We start from the raw sequence: 17,282 nt of genomic DNA, 5'->3' as shown, positions 1-17,282 counted from the left end.
GAAAAAAATCAGCGCAGCTCGGCCGCGCCCAGCTTCCAGCCGAGTGCGAGCAGCCAGCCGGTGGCGGCGTCGGTGTCGAACGCGGTGGCGGCCGTGGCACGCGCGGTGCGCGCGGCGGCGGCGTTGCTCGCCTCGATCACCAGCATCGGCTGCAGCACGCGGCCTTTGGTGGCTTCGCGCGGCAGCGGCGTGCTCAGCACGGTGTCGGGCACGAGCAGGTACGACTGCACGAAGCCTGCCTGCTCGGCCAGCGCCCGGCCCACGCGTGCGGCATGGGCCGCGAGCGCCTCGGCATCGGCGCTCACGGGCAGCGGCAGCACGACCGCATGGCTGCCGCTGCCGAAGCCGGTGACGGCGCGCACGGCGCACACGCGGCGGATCGGCTGGCGCATGCGATCGAGGTTGGCGATGGACCACGGCGTCTGCTTCTCGAACGCGGCGCGGTAGCCGGCCGAGCGGAACACCGCCAGCGACTCGGTGCGGTACAGGCCCAGGTACTTGCGCCCGCCCTCCAGCGACGAGTAGCGCGCGCCCGACAGGAAGCCCGGAATGCGCACGCGCTCTTCCACGTGTTCCCGGTCGTACCAGCGGTTGAAGTCGGCGTCGTCGGCGGCGTCGACGTCGGAGGCGACGAACAGCAGGCCGTTCACGGCCGCTGCGTCGATGTCGTTGTCCGTGTCAGGAAGGGAAGAAGCGTCGAGGTTGGAGACGGTTGTGGTCATGGCGGCGGAGAAGCGGGCGGGCCTTCGAAAATTGAAGGCGCGATCTTCCGTCGCAGGGTGCCGCTGTCACAAACGAGTTTTTGTGGGCGACAGGCACAAGAATTACTGGCCCCTTCGTGGGGCAGAAATGCACGATTTCGAGGGTTAACCCTCTGAGGTGCCGCTCCAGGTTGGTGCGACTGCGGAGGCCGTGAATTGGTCCGATGCCCGGCAGGCCAGCTCGGCCACGAGGCGGATGGCGTCGGAGTCGGCCGCCTCCAGGTGGCTCACCACCAGCCGCTGCGGCGAGATGAGCGCATCGCATTCGATGATGCGCACGTCGCCGCTGGCCACGTACTCGTACACCGGCGGCAGCGGCACCAGCGCGTTGCCGAAGCCCGCCTTCACCAGCCGCGCGAGCGCGGAGATGGAGCTCACGCAGTGCACCTTGCCCAGCGGAATGCCCACCGCGCGGTACAGGTTCTTCAGCGCCTCGTGCGGCTGCGAGCCGGGGCTCATGGTCAGCACGGGCTGGCGCAGCAGCTGGTCGACCGTCTGCGTCGCCTCGGCGCCCTGCGGCCCGACCCAGCCCATGGGCATCGGCAGGCACGGCGTGCTCACGATGCCCGCGCCGGCGATGTGGTCGGTCTGCAGCGCGATGTCGAGCGCCCCTTCGCGCAGGCCGCGGTGCAGGGCCAGCGTGGTCTCGGAGGTCAGCTGCACCTCGATGCCGGGGTAGGTGGAGCGCAGGTTGGTCAGAAAGCCGAGCAGCCAGGTGTGCACGACGGTCTCGATGGCGCCGATGCGCACCAGGCCCAGCAGGTCTTCGCGCGGTCGGCCGAGCGAGACGATCTCGCGGCGCAGCTCGAGCAGGCGTTCGCCGTAGTCCATGAGCCGCACGCCCACCGGCGTGAGCCGCAGCTCGCGCGCGTCGCGTTCGAACAGGCGCGCGCCGATGTCTTCTTCGAGCGAGGCGACGCGGTTGGACACCGCCGCCTGCGTGATGTGCAGCCGGTCGCTGGCCGCGCGGAAGCTGCCCAGCCTGGCGGCCCAGAGAAAGGCTTCGACAAATCTTGTGTTCATGAGGGCACCTGCGGGGCATTTTGCCGGGGTTCGTGCCCGGGAGTTTGCCGTGGCGGGTGGGCCGGCACCCGCGGTTGCCGCAACCGACGCCGCGCGCGCCGGTCTCAGCCGCCCATCGAATAGAAGAACTCTTCGCGCACGATGGCCCCGTCCTTCACCGTGTACAGGCCCGCTTCTTCCATCGTGAAGCGTTGGCCCGTGGGCTTCATGGTCACGTCGAATTCGAAGCCGACGATGAAGCGGTCGTCGTGCGGCCACGGGCCGGTGATCTTGGCCGAGTGCACCTCGTGGTTGTCGGTCCACCACTTGCCCTTGGCCTCGATGGCCGCCAGGCCCACGGCCTCGCGCTGGCCGCCGGGCGGCGCGCCCGCCTCGACGCTCACGGCGTCGTCGGCGTAGAGCGCCCTGGCGTCCTCGAACTTTCCTTGCCGGCACAGCGCGACGAGCTGGTTCGCGATTTCCATCGTGGTCATGGCTTTCTCCTGAAGAAGAGGGGAGGGGCAGTTTAGGCCGATGCGTGCGCCGGAGGGCGTTCGACACTGCCTGCAGCGCGGTCAGCCGTAGAGAAAGCCGACCACCAGAAAGTAGATGACCAAGAGGACGCCGAGGATGCCCTTCACGTTCTTCATGGCGAGGCCGACGTAGTCAGCGATGGCTTCGTCGGTGAGCCGTGATTGCAGCGCATGTTGTCGAGGCAGGATCGCACGCAGCAGATAGCCGCCGAAGAGCACGACGGCAGCCAGGGGAAGCAAGAAAAGCAGGGGCAGCAGGTAGGCCATCGAGGGATCCTCGGGATCAACGGGACCGTGCCGGGCGCACCCAGCCCAGCGAGAACACATAGCGGCTGCCGCCCACCACCCGCGTCACGCTGTGCTCGCAGGCATCGGGCCTGAAGAGCTTGATGCGCCGCGTCTCGAAGATCGGGTCGGCGCACACGAACTCGCCACCCGCGCGCGGCGACTTCAGCACGATGTTGAGCCGGTAGTGCCGCCCGGCCTGCACCGGATCGGTGTGCGGCGGAATCTCCGAGCCTTCGGGGTAGCGCAGCAGGTAGCTGTCGAAGGGCAGCGGCCAGCGCGCGGTGGCCAGCAGCATCTTGTCGTAGCCCGTGCCCTGGCGGCCGCGCTGCCAGCGGAAGGCCTGCGCGAAGTAGCTGTGCAATGACGCGAACCAGCGCATCGTCAGGCCGGGGCGGGCGCCTCGATGCCGAAGAGCGTGGCGGTGAACTCGCGGTCGTAGTCGGGGTCGCCGCCGAAGCTCAGCGCGATGCGCCCGGTCCAGGTGATGTCGAAGCATGCGGTGCCCGCGATGCGTTCGAACCGGATGCGGTGGCGTGCCACCGCGCCATGGCTGAAGAGGTAGATGTTCAAGGCGTTGGCGCTCTGGTCCGCGGGCGGCGGGTCGTCCACGGTGGCTTCGAAACCGTCGAGGCTTTCGAGGCTGTAGCCGGCCACGGGCCCGACCGCGAAGCCGCGGTACCCGGGCCACTTCGTCGAGGAGATCGTGCAGCGGTGGTAGTTGGTCCACACGCCGGGGGCCTCCCAGTCCGAAGCGAAATCTTCGTCGTCGTCTTCTTCGTCTTCTTCCCCGCCGGCCTCTTCGATCTCGCGCTCCGCGTCGCAGGCCGCGGTTTGCAGATGCAGGTCGAACCACACCTGGCCGTCGCGCACGCTGGCCTTCCACTGGAACTCGTCGACCGCGTGGCCTTCGGGCCAGGGGTTGCCCGGGAAGAAGATGCGGTTGCGGGTCATGCGTCGCTCGGCTGGATCAGGTCCCACTTGTTGCCGCAGAGGTCCTGGAAGACGGCCACCGTGCCGTGCGGCTCATGGCGCGGCGCTTCGAGAAAGCGCACGCCATGCGACGTCATGTGGGCATGGTCGCCGGTGAAGTCCGAGGTGTGGAGAAACAGGAAGACCCGGCCACCGGCCTGCTTGCCGATACCGGCCGCCTGCTCGTCGGTCACGGCCTTGGCCAGCAGCAGCGCGGCGCCTGCGCCGTGCGTGGGTGCGACCACCACCCAGCGCTTGCCCGGTCCGCGTGGCGTGTCTTCGACAAGCTCGAAGCGCAGCGCCTCGGTGAAGAAGCGGATGGCTTCGTCGTAGTCGCGCACGAGCAGGGTGACGGTGGCCAGCCGGCGGGTCGTCATGGGGCGGGGCGCTCAGGAAAAGACGATGGCCGTCTTGTGCGCAATGCTCAGCCGAGCCGATTCGTAGAGCAGCAGCCACGCCGCGTACTCGCGGAACAACCCTTCGTCGCCTTCGCCCAGCGCGGCGATGCGCGCCGCTTCCGCGTCCGACAGTTGCCCGTCGGTCAGCGCGATGCCGAGCGCGGGCGCGACCTGCACGAGCTCGTCGCGCAACCGGTACGACGAGCCGAGCATGCCGCCGGTCAGCGCCTCGTCTTCCGACTCGGATTCGGAGAACAACACTTCCTCGAAGTCGACCGGCACGTAGAAGCCTTCCGCGTCCGAGTGGCAGATCAGGTGGCTTTCCGCGATGTCGAGCGCTTCCTGCACGGCCGGGTCTTCCGACGGGTCGGCATCTTCTTCCACCGGCGTCGCCGTCCAGCCGGGCGACACCACGCAATGCGCATAGGCGCGGCGCAGGTAGTGGATGAACGAATACGGAAACCCGTCCAGCGAGGCCCGCGAGTCCAGCGGCGGCAGCTCGCGCGGCTCGACGTGCGGCGGCAGGCCTGCCGCCGCCAGCACGGCGTTCACGATCTCGAAGTCGCCCTCGAACCACTCGGCGCCTTCGGGGTCGTTTTGCAGAAAATCGGCAAGCGTGCCGACGCTGATGGCCAGTCCCATATGGGTTCTTTCTTTTTTCGTGGGGTGTCGTGTCGTAAGTGGCGTGCGGCTTACTTCGCCGCCTCCACCTTCACCCGCGCATTGGGCGTCTCGCCGAACATCTCCGGCGCGTACATCGCCTCGACGCGGCTCGGCGGCAGCGCGAAGTCGCCGACGTTGTTCAGGCGCACGGTGTATTCCATCTTCACCACGCCCTTGGGCAGGTACTCGTAGTAGCTGCGGAAGGCCTCGAAGCTGCGCTCCTCGAAAGCCGGCATGCCCGCGCCCGACTTCTTCTCGCCCTGCGTGGCGATCTGCGAGTCGCGGCCCAGGCCGCCGCCCAGGATGGTGGCGCCGCCCGGAATCGGGTCGCTGATGACGACCCAGGTCATGTCGGCGCTGGCGTTCACCTCGATGCTCACGCGCAGAACGTCGCCTCGGGTGTACTTGCCCGCGGTGGCCTGCTCGACCGGGGTGATGGTCTTCTTGAGCGCGTAGCCGGCCGCGAACGGCGCCTTCAGTTGCACGGCGGCAATGGACTGCAGCGTGAGCCACGGCTTGCCGGTGCCTTGCTGCGTCACCAGCAGCGTGTCGCGCACCGGGGCGCCCGAAGGGGACGCCGCCCACGGCAGGAACATGGAGTTGTTCTTCAGGTTGCCCGGCGAGGCGGGCGCGCCGAAGAAGGTGGTCTGGTTGGGTGCGCCGGCCGCGTCGCTGGTCTTCACGCGTTCGACGCGGCTCCAGTCGACCTGCGCCTTCACCGCGCCGAGCGTGGCGGCCGTGATGCCAGCCACCGGCGTGCTCTCGAACACCTTGCTGAACTTCTCCAGCGCCAGCCCGCCCCACAGGTTGGCGGTGGTGGTGTGCCAGGCGCCGTTCTGCTGGCGGCCGATGAAGCCGTTGGCCAGCTTGCCGATGTCGTCCTTCCAGGCCGGGTCGTCCATCACGCTGAGCAGCAGGCGCGCGGTGTTGACGTCGCCGTTGGTCATCAGCCACCACCAGTAGTCGTCCTGCTCGGTGCTGAAGATCAGCTTGGTGCCCTGGTACGACAGGCGCGCCTTCAGCACGTTGTTGGCCTCGTCCAGGCGCTGCTGGCGCTGCGGCACGTCGTTCACGCGCTTGAGGATGTTGAGCCAGTCGATCACCGCGCTGGTGGGCCACTGGTTCGGCGCGATGGTGATGCTGCCGAGCATGCTTCCCTTGGCCTTGCCGTAGCGCGAGAGCGCTTCGAGCGCTGCGAGCTTGCGCACGTCCAGGTCCTTGCGCGGGCTCCAGAACTCGCGCGTGATGCGGCCTTCGACGAAGGCGATCAGGCCCGACTCCATCGGCGCGCGCACGTCATCGGCGAGCGCGAAGGCCGGGTCGAGCGCGCTGGCTTCGCTAGTGGCCGCGAGCAGGTACGAGGTCAGGATGTCGCTGCCGCGGTTGGCCTCGCCGTCGCGCGGCGGGAAGTAGTTGGCCAGGCCGTCGCTGTCCAGGTAGGTGGGCAGCGTCGCCAGCACGCCCTGCCACATCTTCGCGTCGCGCAGGCCGACCGACTTGCTGGTCTTCTGTTCGAGGCAGATGAAGGGGTAGTTGGCGAACCAGTCGCGCACGCCCGGCAGGCCTTCGGCCAGCTTGGGTTGCAGCGACAGCTTCAGGCCGCCGCGGCCGGGGAGGGCGTCGGCGGGCGGGGCCACGTCGAGCGTGAAGGGGCCATCGACCTGCACCAGCGTCGCCTGCTGCACCGTGAGCGGCACCGAGGGCACGATGCGCTGGCGCACCTTGAGCGCATCGCGTGCGCCGCCCAGGGTGTCTTTCGCCTCGATCTCCCACAGGATGGCTTCGGCGCGCGTCTGCGCGAGCTGCGCGGGCGCGGTCACGGTCCATGCCACTTCACGCGCCTCGCCGGCCGGGATGTCCACGGTCTGCGGCTCCAGCGTGAGCAGGGTGGCGCGCGGCGTGGCCTCGACCTTCATCGGCTTTTGCGTGGTGTTGCGCAGCGTGATCTGGGCGCGGAACTGGTCGTCCTCGCGCACCAGCGGGGGCAGGCCGCTGATGATCTGCAGGTCTTGCGTGGCCTGGATGCTGGTCTGCCCGGTGCCGAACAGGCTGGTGCCCGAGTCGGCCACGGCCACGATCTTGAAGGTGGTGAGCGCGTCGTTCAGCGGCACCGTCACCACGGCCTGGCCGTTGGCGTCGAGCACCACCTTCGGGTTCCACACCAGCAGGGTGTCGAGCAGTTCGCGCGTCTGGCCCTTGCCGCCGCCGCCGCCCGCGGGCACGGCCTTGCGCCCGTAGTGGCGCCGGCCGACGATTTCCATCTGCGCGGTGGAGGTGCTCACGCCCCAGCTGCGGCGCTGCAGCATGGCGTTGAGCAGGTTCCAGCTGTCGTTGGGCATCAGCTCCAGCAGGGCCTGGTCGACCGCGGCCAGTGCCACTTCGGCGCCGGCGGCCGGCTTGCCGTCGGGCAGCTTGGCCGTGATGGTGACCTGCGCCTTGCTGCGGATCGGGTAGCTGGGCTTGTCGCTGGTGACGGTCACGTCGAGCTGGTGGGCGCGCGTGCCGACGCGAATTTCAGCCATGCCGAGCCGGTAGGCCGGCTTGCTCAGGTCGACCATGGCGGTGGGCGCCACGTATTCCTTGCCTTCGTACCAGAAGGCCGTCCACCAGTCGCGCGGCGACTTGAAGCCCCAGGTGAAGAAGCTGTACCACGGCACTTCGCGCAGGCGCCCGCGCAGCGCGAGCACGCTGATGTAGGCGTTCGGACCCCACTCGGGCTTGACCTGCAGGGTGACGGTCGGGTCCTTGCCGTCGAGCTGCACCACGTGCGTCTCGATGATGCCTTCGCGTTCCACCGCCACCAGCGCGGTGGCGAAGCGGAAGGGGCTGCGCACCTGGAACTTGGCGACTTCGCCGGGCTGGTAGCTCTTCTTCTCGGGCAGCACGTCGATGCGGTCGTTGTCCTCGCCGCCGAACCACAGCTCGCCCTGCTTGGTCACGTAGACCGAGCTCACGGCCTTGGCCTCGCGGCCTTCGCCGTCGGTGGCGCTGGCGATGAGCTCCACTTCGCCGGCTTCCTTCAGCTCCGACTCGCACAGCAGCAGGCCGCGCGCATCGCTCTTGCCGCTGCACACGGTGCCGATGTCCTTGGTCTCGGTCTTGTTGTCGTAGGTGTAGAAGCCGCCCACCATGCGCTTGCGGCTGGTGGTGGTGATGCGCGCCACGGCGCGCACGTTGAGCGTCACGCCGGCCTGGGGCTTGCCCGTGAGGTCGAGCGCGAGCGCCTGGAACTTCAGCTTCTGGCTGGTGGAGACCCAGCCTTCGGTCTTGATGCCGGCAATGACCGATGCGGGCCACAGCGTCTGCGTGCTGCGGATGGTCTGCACCTCGCCGTTCGGGTCGGCGTAGGTGGCTTCGAGCAGCAGCTCGCGCGCCGACTTCACCTTGGGCACCTTGTCCACGGTGACCTTGCCGGCGCCGTCCTTGTTCAGGGTGACGGGCAGCTTGTCGGCGATCACGCGGGTGTCGTTCACGCTGTTGAGGTCTTCCTCGCCGGTGTTCGAGTCCGACGCGGGCGCCGCGGCCTCGCTGCCGTCGCCTTGCGTGGCGCGCGGCGGGTTGAAGCTGAAGGCGTCGTAGTCGGAGAAGCTCAGGGCCTTGCCGCGCACCATGGCCGACACGCGCACCGGCAGGTTGGCCGCACCGCCGCCGGCCACATAGTTGATCTGCACGTCGGTGGGCACGCTGGTCGCGGCGACCAGCGGCTTCTTCTCGGTGGGCGAGATGCGGCCTTCGAGCACGGGGAGGCGGAATTCCTCGACGCGGAACATGCCGGTGCTGAAGCTGCGGCTGTAGCCGCCGTCTTCGCCGTCGCTGTCCCCGTCACCGTCGGCGTCCTTGCCGGCGCCGGTGCGCAGCATCACCTCGTACACGCCGAGCTTGGCGGCCGGCGGAATGGCAAAGCTGTTCTCCGCGCTCAGGCCGCCGGTGGCGGTCTTGCGCCAGGCGAGCGGCTGGGTGAAGCGCTGGCCGCTGCCCGTGTGGGTGATGACGAGCGTGTCGGGGCGCTGGTCCGGCAGGCCGAAGCCCTTGCTGGTCTGCGTGCGGATCAGGCTCTTCATCGACACCGTTTCGCCGGCGCGCAGCAGCGTGCGGTCGAAGACGGTGTGCGCGATGCGGTCGGGCTCGGGCTGCAGGTTGGTCGGCACGTTGAAGCGCCAGGGCTCGATGCCGCGCTGCCAGTCGCTCCAGGTGAAGGCGAGGTCTTCCACGCCCTTGTCGTCCTTGGCGCGGGCGCTGACGAACCAGGCGCCTTGCTCGTACTCGTTCGGGCCGTTGCATGACGGCGCCTGCGGCGAAACGCCGTTCAGCATCACGATGCCGTTCGCGTCGGTGGTGCCGGTGGCCACGGCCTTGCCGTCGCAGCTGGACACGCGCACTTCGGCGCCGGCCACGACCTTGCCCTTGTCCAGCGTGGTGACCCAGGCCATCGAGTTCTCGCGGCCCAGCTTGAAGTGCACGGCCAGGTTGGTGGCCAGCGCGGTGGTGCGCACGTACATCGTGCGACCGGCGTTGTAGCGCTCGTCGAGCAGGGCTTCACCGAGCTTCTGCGAGGCGATTTCCAGCACGTGGAAGCCGGGGGTCAGCGGAATGCCGATGACTTCGAAGGGACGCGGGTCGCCGCCGTCCGACTTGGGCATGTCCAGCGCCTTCACGCCCGGCTGGCCGGCCAGCAGCGACAGCATGCGGGTCTGCAGCGAGGTGCGGTCGTCCTTGTCGATGACCGGGGGCAGCGGGCCCTTCACGTCCTTGCGCGCCTGTTCGCGCGAGATGCTGTAGCTGTCGTAGCGGCGCACCTTGCGGAACCACGCGATGATTTCCGCGTCGGTCTTCGGGTTCATGTCGCTCACCTTGCCGGGCGTGAGCGCCTGCACCATCAGCTGTGGCTCCACGCGGCGCACCGTCACCGGCATCATGGCCGGGGTGTCGGGCTCGGCCAGGCGCTCGACCACGCCGAAGGGCGAGGCGGCGAACTTGGCCAGCGGCGGCATCATGCCGGTCGCCACCTTCAGCGGAAAGCTGCCGGGCGAGGCCAGCGGGCGGCCCGAGGCGTCCTCGAACTTGGAGGGCAGCTCGATGCTGAACTGGGTGCTCTCGGCCAGCGGCGGGCCGAAGTACACGCCGTTGACCACGTCGTCGTCGCTCTGCGTGCCGCCTTCGTTGGCGAGCTGGGCCTTGACGGTCTTGTCGCCGCCCTTGAGCTCGATTTGCGAAGCCAGCTTGCGCGTGACCGGCGCGTTGAACGTCAGCTGCATCGGACGCAGCGGCAAACAGGCGGCCTGCGCGTTCTCGCGCTCGCAGGTGAACGACACCGCGAAGGGCTCGCGCACCTGGAACTCGAGGCGGCGTTCCACGTTGTTGGCCACCCCCGAAGGCGTGGCGACGCCCTTGCCGTACACCACCTGCACCTTGGCGCCCGGCGTGAGCGTGCGGTTGCACTGCAGGGTGACGAAGCGCAGCGGGTCTTTCTCGGCGGCCTTGTCGCGGCCGAAGGCCTTGAGCAGGCCGGCGCGCTGGTCGCCGTCGAGCAGCTTGACCGGAATGCGCTCGCCCACGCCGTCGGCGGCGCACCAGATGTTCTGGCGCACGCTGTCCAGCGTGGCCGCACCGTTGAGCTCGAGCATGAACATCTGCTGTTCGTCGATGCGGCTGTAGCTGCCCGGCATGTAGCTGCGCACGAACGGGCCGCCGGTGTTGAACTGGTAGCGCTCCGGGCCGGTCAGCTCGCCGCCGGCGCTGGGCTTGAAGGTGGGAATGCGCGTGACCGTGCAGCGCACGCCCGGGGGCAGGTCGTTCTCGAAGTCGTAGACCCAGGCCTTGGCGTCGGTCCAGCGGCCGGTGCCCTTGCCGGCCTGCGCGTCGGAGCAGCTCACCGAGAGCGGCGCGGGCGCCTTGGGGTCGCCGAAATTGACGGCTGCCTGGTCGAACTTGGCGACGATCTGCCGCACGCGCGCCACCTCGCCCTGCGGGCTCAGGCTGGTGATCTGAAGGGCAAAGCTCGGGCCGGCCAGCAGCACGCCGGCGGCAAAGAGCCATGTGGGAACGAAACGGGTCACGGGGAACTCCTCCTTGGGGCAGCGCGCAGCGTAGCCGATTTGCACGTCAGTTCGGCAGTGCCAAGGGTCATATGTCGACCGATCGCGGGCTGGGCATACGCCACTCTTCTTACAATCGGGCGCTGTCTTGCGTGCGCCGCGCGGACCGCCACCAGGACCTCGCCGCCGACCGATGAAACGCTACTGGGAAATAGACGCCTTGCGCGGGCTGATGCTCGTGCTGATGACCGTCACCCACCTGCCCACGCGGCTGACCGACCCGCTGGGCCAGCCCTTCGGCTTCGTGTCGGCCGCCGAGGGCTTCGTGCTGCTGTCGGCCTTCGTGGCCGGGCTGGTCTACAGCCGCATCGGATTTGCGCGCGGGGTGGACTCGATGCGCAAGGCCTTCTGGCGGCGCGTGGTGAAGGTCTATCTCTGCCAGGCGGCGATCCTGCTGTTCCTGTTCACGGTGATTGCCGCGGTGGGCCTGCACATCGACCAGCCGGCGGTGAAGAACCTGGTGTCCTACTACCTGGCCGAGCCGCGCGACGGCTTCCTGTACGGGCTGCTGCTGATCTACGAGCCGGCCCTGCTCGACATCCTGCCGATGTACATCTTTTTCATGCTCCTGAGCCCCTGGGTGCTGGCCTTCGCCATGCGCCATGGCTGGAACTGGGTGATGGTGGTGAGCGCCACCGTGTGGGCGGCGGCGCAGTTCGGCCTGAGCGAATGGGTCTACGGGCTGGCCGTGCACTACCTGGGCGTGCCGGTGCCGTTCCACGAGATGGGCGCGTTCAACACCTACGCCTGGCAGTTCCTGTGGTTCGCGGGGCTTTGCATCGGCGCCACCCGCAACGGCCCCGAGGCGAAGCCGCTGCGCTTTCCGTGGTGGCTGCTGGCGCTGGCCGCCGGCGTTGCGTTGTACGGGCTGTACTGGCGGCATCACGGCATCAACGGGCAGGCGCCGTTCGGCGGCGACGTCGAACTGAACCTGCTGTTCGACAAGTGGCAGCTGGGCCCGCTGCGGCTGGTGAACCTGCTGGCGCTGGGCATCCTGGCGGTGCGCTTCGGGCCCTGGCTGATGCGCCGCCTGCCGCGCATGCACTGGCTGGAGGCAATGGGCTCGGCCTCGCTGCCGGTGTTCTGCGCGCACCTGGTGGCGGTGCTGCTGGTGCTGGCCTTCTACGGCGACAGCCAGACCGCGCGGCCCTGGTGGGGCGACGGCCTGCTGCTGGCGGCGGTGTTCGCGGGGATGTACGGCGTGGCGCGCTTCACGCGCGGCGCCGACCTTCCGCCGCCGGCGGACGACATGCCGTCGCAGCCGGCGGCCGCGTGATCCGGGGTTCTACGCTTCCTCGAACGACCCCGCGATGTGGTCGCGCCACTCGCTGCGCTGGATGTCTTCCAGCGTCGCATCGGTGGTCTCGAAGTCGCTCAACAGCGTGAGGAAGCCCTGGGCCACGTCGCCCAGGCCTTCGGGGTGCAGCCAGCCCCATTCGCATTCCTCGCAATGCACGTACACGCGCTCGTTGGTGGTGTCGTTCTGGAACACGAGGCGGCCCTGGCGGCAGTTCGCGCAGGTGCTGGACCAATAGAGTTTTCTCATTTGACGGGGTAGGAAGTGATGATCTGGTTGGTGCCGGGCACGAGTCTCATCTCGACCCCGTAGAACAGTTCGCCGGTGGCCGCGGCGCTGCCGCCTGCGCGTCCCACGATCTCGTTCATCGGCACCCTGAGCGTACCGTTGGCGTCGGGCGAAATTCCGAGGTCCTGCGCCCGCTCCCAGGCGCGGTTGGTGGTGGCCACGCCGTCCTTGTAGAAGACGCCGTGATCCTCCTTGCCGGGCACGTCCTGATTGTGCCGGCGCACATGGTCCTCGCGCTTCTCGCCCTTGTACGGCCCCCTCTTGGGCACCACCGCGTCCCAGTCGAGCGGTGCGTATTTGCGCTGTATCACCGTGCCGCCGCGCGCCACTGGCGCGGGGCTTCGCGGCTCCAGCGGCGCTCCGCGGTTCGTTTCGCGCGAGTTGGTGATGGCTTCGCCCGACGCCGCCCGGCGCTCGGCCGCCAGCCGGCCGAAAGTGCGGGTGCGGGCGACGCCCACCAGGCTGCCCGCCAGCTCGTTCACGCCGGCCACCGCCTGCTCGGAGCCGCCCAGCATGCGGGTGAGCGCGCCCGGTCCGCCGTAGATCGGCCCCAGGAAGGCGATGCCCATCGTGTTGCCCCAGCGCAGGTTGCGCTCGTCCAGCCAGCCCTGCTCCTGCGGCGAGAGCGTCGACTGCCAGCGCGGGCCGGGGGTGTACACATCCTCCACGAAGTCCAGGTCGCGCCGCAGTTTCAGCGATTGCTCCGGCGGCAGCGGCGACTTGCCGGTCAGGTGGTCGGTCAGCTGCTGGCGCTTGTCGTCGATCATCGACTTGGGAATCTCGTCGGGCCACTTCTGGCATTCCTCGCGGAACTGCTTGGCGCGGCCCATCGCGTCGGTCGGCTCCGCACCGGCCGGCCGGTCGGTGCCGCTGGTCATGCGCACGTACCAGGGCCTGGCTTCGAACTCGGCCTTGGCGCGCTCGTAGGGCGCGGTGCAGGCGTCGGGCGGGCGTCGCACCATCGGGCCCTTGGGCACCTGGAAGGTGACCAGCCGCCCGACGGTGCCGTTGCCGTTGAAGGGCGGGTCGTCCATCAGGCGGCCCCGTTCATCTCGCACAGGTCGCCGTGGCGCGCCACCGCGCGGCTTTCCACGAAGACGGTCTGCGCGCCGCTCACCACCTGGACGTTGCCCGCGCCCAGCGACACGCCCGAGCGCACGCCGCTGCCCGCGTTGCCGGTCACGCCCTGCACGATGCTGTCGATCATGAGCACCTTCTCGCCGCGGGCGAACACGCTGTCGGCATAGGCGGCCTTCTCGGGCGGCAGGATGGCGACGATGTCGAACGGAATGACCTGGTCGCCGACGATGCAGAAGTCGGGCGTCACGTTGACCACCATGAACCGCGCCTCGGCATCGGCGATGTGTTTTTCCATGCTCAAGCGAATGCTCCCTGGGTGAACAGGTCGGCGCCGGTGATGTCGCGCGCCTGGTCCAGCGTGAGCCGCCAGGTCAGGTGCACCAGCATGCGGTCGAGGTCGACGTGGACCGTGTCCAGCCGCATCGCCTCGGTGGTTTCCACACCCTGCGCGGTGCGGCAGACGGCATCGATGCGCACACCGGGCAACTGCATGTCCACCGCCGGCGCCGAGGCGAAGAAGCCGGCCATGCGCACCCCCTCGTCGCCCGCCAGGCCCTGCGCGACGACCTGGTCGGCGGGCGCGTAGTGAAAGAAGCGCTCGTCGAAATCTTCTGCGTAGTCCATGAAGGGCGCCTGCGCGAAGCGCTGCCGCCAGGCGTCGTCGTAGGTGCCGGCCAGCGCGGCGCGCGGCTGCCAGTGCCGCGCGATCGGGCCGAAGCCCGCGACCTCGACGCCGTCCTGGTTGCCCTGGGCGATGGGGGTGGCGGGGTATTCGATCTGCGGACCGGGCGCGGGCCGGCCACTGTCGTAGCGCGCCTGCGGGTGGGTGTTGCGGCAGGCCGAGCCGAAGCGGCCGGTGCCCGACGGGTTGGGCGCATGCACGCGCGGCGCGGCATTGTCGGCATCGCCTTCGTCGAACCACCAGCCGCCGTGCGCGAGCTCGTAGCGCAGCGGTACCTCGGCGGCGGGTGCGGGGTCGCCCAGGCGCCGCCCGGCCGGGTCGTCGTGCCAGAGCCAGTGGCGCGGCCCGGTCAGGCGCAGCGTCTTGTCGACGAGCGCCTCGCCCTGCCGGTCCACCCGCAGGCTCGCCTCCCAGGCGGGCCGGGGCGTCCAGTCGAGCGCGCGCGCCGCGCCGGTCACATAGACATCGGCGCCGGGCTTGGCGAGCAGCACGTCAGTGGCCTCGCGCAAGCTCGACAGCGCCGCGCGCTCCGGCGCCCACGGCACATCGGCGAACACCGGCCCGCGCTGCACGGCGGCGAGTTGCAGCACGCCGGGCGCGAGCACGAAGCTGCCGCAGGCGATCACCACGTCGTGAAAGCGCTGGCCCTTGCCCATCTTGTCGAACTGGAAGTGCGGCAACGGCGTCTGGTTGCGCACGCGCTGCAGCCGGGGCGGCGGGATCGACGGCGCGGCCATCAGAGCGCCTTTGCGTCGCTGCTGCCGGCCACCTTGCCCGCCACGCCCGCCGCCACCGCCGCCGAGGCGACGCCCAGCAATTGCGCCGCCTGGCCCGCCGCGCCGCCGGCCTCCGCGCCGCCGCCGCCCGCGGCGACCTGCTTGGCGATGGACGCCAACTGCGTCACCTTGCCGAGCAACTCGCCCGGGTTGCCGCCCATCAGAGCGCCCAGGCTGGCCATCGGGCTGCCGGGCGGCTCCGGCGGCGGCCCGGTGGGCACCGCCGAGGGCTGCAGCGCGGCCTGCCCGCCCACCGGGTTGAGCCAGATGTTCTCGCCGTTGACCGTCACGTCACCGCCCTGGGCGGTGATGTTGATCTTCTTGCCGGTCACCGCGATGGAGCCGTCGGCCTTGAGCTGCACGACCGATGCGCCCACGCGCAGCGAGATCGTCTCGCCGTCCATCTCGATGTGGCTGCCGCCCTTGTCGCCGCTGCCGCCCACCGAAAGCAGGTACTTCTCGCCGACCTTGGTGGTCTGGGTCTTGCCGACCAGGGTGTTGTCGACCATGCCGACCACCGAATTGCGCAGCATGCCGACGTTGAACGAATAGGCCAGGCCGATGTTCACCATCTTCGCCAGGCCCACGTTGTGCATGTAGGCCATGCCGACGGTGCCCAGCTGGTTGCGCCCGACCTTCTTGCTGCGGTCGCGGCCCACCGAGTGGGTCTCGTCGTGCTCCACCTCGATGTCCTGGTTGCGCTCGGCGTGCAGCCACACCTGCTCGGCGCCCTTCATGTCCTCGAAGCGCAGGGCGTTGGCGTTGGCCTCGCTGCCGTCCTCCGAGCTGCGCGTGAGAAAGCCGCTCTGCGTGGCGTTGTCCGGCAGCTTCCAGGGCGGCATGTTGTCCGCGTTGTAGACACGGCCCGTCACGATCGGGCGGTCGGGGTCGCCGTTCTCGAAGTCGACGATCACCTCCTGGCCGACGCGCGGCACGTGCATGCCGCCGAAATTGCTACCGGCCCAGGGCGAGGACACCCGTACCCAGCACGAGCTGTTCTCGTCCTTGCTGCAGTAGCGGTTCCAGTGAAAGCTCAGTTTCACGCGGCCGTACTTGTCGGTCCAGATCTCGCGGCCGGCGGGCCCGGTGACGATGGCGGTCTGCGGCCCCGTGGTGCGCGGGCGCGGCACCGCAGGCGGCGCGGCGCGGAACACCTTGCCCGAGGCGATGGCCTCGAAGTCGACGCGGCATTCGAAGCTTTCCTGGCCCGAGGCCTCGCCGGGCTCCTGCAGGTGCAGCCTGGCGTCGGTGACCAGGTACTCGCGGTTGGCCTCGCTCTGCGGGTGGCGCTCCAGCGTCAGCAGGCAGCCCGGCACCACGGCGCGCAGGTTGCCCGAGCCGCTCGCACGCTCGCCGCGGCTGCCGTCCTCTTCCATGCGCCGGCGCACCAGTTGTTCGCCTTCCGACTCGACGGCGTAGTCGCCGGGCCAGCGGTAGCGCTCGAGCTCGTTCTGCGCGGTCTTGCGCGGCATGGCGCTCACCTGCTGCAGCCGGGCGCGCGGGCGCTCGAAGTCGAAGTCGTCGGTCACCCAGCGCCCGCTCTGCAGCGACTCGCAGGCATTGAAGCGGTCGCAGTGCTCCTCGCGCACCGTGTCCTCGGCGGCGTGGAACGGCACGGTGCGGTAGCCGGCGTTCTCGAAGGGCGCATGCGCCGCCATCTCGTCGACCACCACCAGCGTGTGGTTGTCCTCGGTGTGCGCGAAGAAAAAGTACAGGCCCCACTCGTGCATCAGGCGCAGCACGAAGTCGTGGTCGGTCTCGCCGTACTGCACCTGGAAGTCGCGCGCTGGATAGGTGCCCGTCGCACGCACCTCGAGCGGAAATTCGTAGTCGCCCAGCACCTCGCGCACGATGTCCAGCACGGTCTTGTTCTGGAAGATGCGGTGGTCGCTGCTGCGCGTGGCCAGCGTGAGCCAGGGCTCCATCACCACCTCGTAGAGCGCGCGGCGGTTCTCCAGCCGCAAGAAGCGCACGCGCGTCACCAGGCCGGAGATATGGCGCTCGCCGCCGCTCGCGCCGGGCCGTCCGTCGAGCACGATGTGCAGGGTGAGCGGTTCGCCCACGAGCTGCTTGACGGGCACGTTGGCCGCCTGCCGGTCGTTGAAGCCCGGCTGCTCGGGCGTGGCGAAGGTGACGGTGTAGGCGAAGAGACGACTGAGCCCTTCGTCACCGTCCACGCCCACCGGTTCGAGGGCGGGCCTGTCGCCCATCATGGGCATGGCAGGCGAGGAAGCGCGGAGGACGCGGACGGGCCGCACGGGACCTTGCATGTGAGAACTCTCCCCGAATCGTTTGGGCAGCCGGACATTGCCGGTGCTTTTTCTGAGTCGCGGTTGTTCTGCACCGCTGTGATGCGATTAAAGCGGCGCGGTGCAAAGCCCGGGCGTAGGACGCGTCCGAAAAAAAAGCCTGCAGTGGGGAGGCGCTAAGCCGAAAGCGTGCGTTTCGGT

Annotated in this window: 15 protein-coding genes; 1 reads left to right on the top strand and 14 read right to left on the bottom strand. The window is 69.3% G+C overall.

The window, feature by feature from the left end:
• Positions 1–8: 8 nt before the first annotated feature.
• From AC1DJH_RS04935 to AC1DJH_RS04895, 9 genes are all read right to left on the bottom strand, one after another.
• Positions 9–722 carry a hypothetical protein gene (locus tag AC1DJH_RS04935; protein ID WP_478184895.1) on the bottom strand — a complete coding sequence of 238 codons (714 nt, stop codon included), beginning with the start codon at positions 720–722 and terminating at the stop codon, positions 9–11.
• Positions 723–866: 144 nt separating this feature from the next.
• Entirely contained in the window at positions 867–1,784 is a 918-nt protein-coding gene (locus tag AC1DJH_RS04930; protein WP_478184894.1) for a LysR family transcriptional regulator, read from the bottom strand.
• 104 nt (positions 1,785–1,888) lie between these two features.
• A complete protein-coding gene (locus tag AC1DJH_RS04925) occupies positions 1,889–2,257 on the bottom strand; it encodes a SnoaL-like domain-containing protein (RefSeq protein ID WP_435435205.1) in 369 nt (122 codons plus the stop codon).
• An 81-nt stretch (positions 2,258–2,338) separates the two neighbouring features.
• Entirely contained in the window at positions 2,339–2,563 is a 225-nt protein-coding gene (locus tag AC1DJH_RS04920) for a hypothetical protein (RefSeq protein WP_435483007.1), read from the bottom strand.
• A 16-nt stretch (positions 2,564–2,579) separates the two neighbouring features.
• On the bottom strand, positions 2,580–2,963 hold the full coding sequence (locus tag AC1DJH_RS04915; RefSeq protein WP_435483008.1) for a 2OG-Fe(II) oxygenase family protein: 384 nt from the start codon (positions 2,961–2,963) through the stop codon (positions 2,580–2,582).
• A gap of 2 nt (positions 2,964–2,965) precedes the next feature.
• The gene (locus AC1DJH_RS04910; RefSeq protein ID WP_478184893.1) at positions 2,966–3,535 is read right to left on the bottom strand and encodes a hypothetical protein; all 570 of its coding nucleotides are present in this window, start codon (positions 3,533–3,535) and stop codon (positions 2,966–2,968) included.
• On the bottom strand, positions 3,532–3,930 hold the full coding sequence (locus AC1DJH_RS04905; RefSeq protein WP_478184892.1) for a VOC family protein: 399 nt from the start codon (positions 3,928–3,930) through the stop codon (positions 3,532–3,534). The genes AC1DJH_RS04910 and AC1DJH_RS04905 overlap by 4 nt, the downstream gene beginning before the upstream one ends.
• Positions 3,931–3,942: 12 nt before the next feature.
• A complete protein-coding gene (locus tag AC1DJH_RS04900; protein WP_478184891.1) occupies positions 3,943–4,593 on the bottom strand; it encodes a hypothetical protein in 651 nt (216 codons plus the stop codon).
• A gap of 50 nt (positions 4,594–4,643) precedes the next feature.
• The gene (locus AC1DJH_RS04895) at positions 4,644–10,670 is read right to left on the bottom strand and encodes an alpha-2-macroglobulin family protein (RefSeq protein WP_478184890.1); all 6,027 of its coding nucleotides are present in this window, start codon (positions 10,668–10,670) and stop codon (positions 4,644–4,646) included.
• A gap of 172 nt (positions 10,671–10,842) precedes the next feature.
• On the opposite strand from AC1DJH_RS04895, the gene opgC reads away from it, so the two are divergent.
• A complete protein-coding gene (opgC, locus tag AC1DJH_RS04890) occupies positions 10,843–11,985 on the top strand; it encodes an OpgC domain-containing protein (protein WP_478184889.1) in 1,143 nt (380 codons plus the stop codon).
• A gap of 9 nt (positions 11,986–11,994) precedes the next feature.
• On the opposite strand, the gene AC1DJH_RS04885 is transcribed toward opgC, so the two are convergent.
• From AC1DJH_RS04885 to AC1DJH_RS04865, 5 genes are read right to left on the bottom strand one after another with little or no spacing between them, the layout of a single operon-like run.
• A complete protein-coding gene (locus AC1DJH_RS04885) occupies positions 11,995–12,255 on the bottom strand; it encodes a hypothetical protein (RefSeq protein ID WP_472116462.1) in 261 nt (86 codons plus the stop codon).
• The gene (locus tag AC1DJH_RS04880) at positions 12,252–13,328 is read right to left on the bottom strand and encodes a hypothetical protein (RefSeq protein ID WP_478184888.1); all 1,077 of its coding nucleotides are present in this window, start codon (positions 13,326–13,328) and stop codon (positions 12,252–12,254) included. Before AC1DJH_RS04880 ends, AC1DJH_RS04885 begins: the two co-directional genes overlap by 4 nt.
• Complete coding sequence (locus AC1DJH_RS04875; RefSeq protein WP_478184995.1) at positions 13,328–13,669, bottom strand: PAAR-like domain-containing protein; 342 nt, start codon at positions 13,667–13,669, stop codon at positions 13,328–13,330. The genes AC1DJH_RS04880 and AC1DJH_RS04875 overlap by 1 nt, the downstream gene beginning before the upstream one ends.
• A 2-nt stretch (positions 13,670–13,671) precedes the next feature.
• A complete protein-coding gene (locus AC1DJH_RS04870) occupies positions 13,672–14,793 on the bottom strand; it encodes a DUF2169 family type VI secretion system accessory protein (protein ID WP_478184887.1) in 1,122 nt (373 codons plus the stop codon).
• The gene (locus tag AC1DJH_RS04865) at positions 14,793–17,051 is read right to left on the bottom strand and encodes a type VI secretion system Vgr family protein (RefSeq protein WP_478184886.1); all 2,259 of its coding nucleotides are present in this window, start codon (positions 17,049–17,051) and stop codon (positions 14,793–14,795) included. Before AC1DJH_RS04865 ends, AC1DJH_RS04870 begins: the two co-directional genes overlap by 1 nt.
• Positions 17,052–17,282 lie beyond the last annotated feature (231 nt).

The sequence above is a fragment of the Variovorax sp. 10N412 genome (assembly GCF_056394985.1).
Note: the sequence above shows the minus strand (reverse complement) of the source record. Positions and strands in the feature narration are given on the sequence as shown.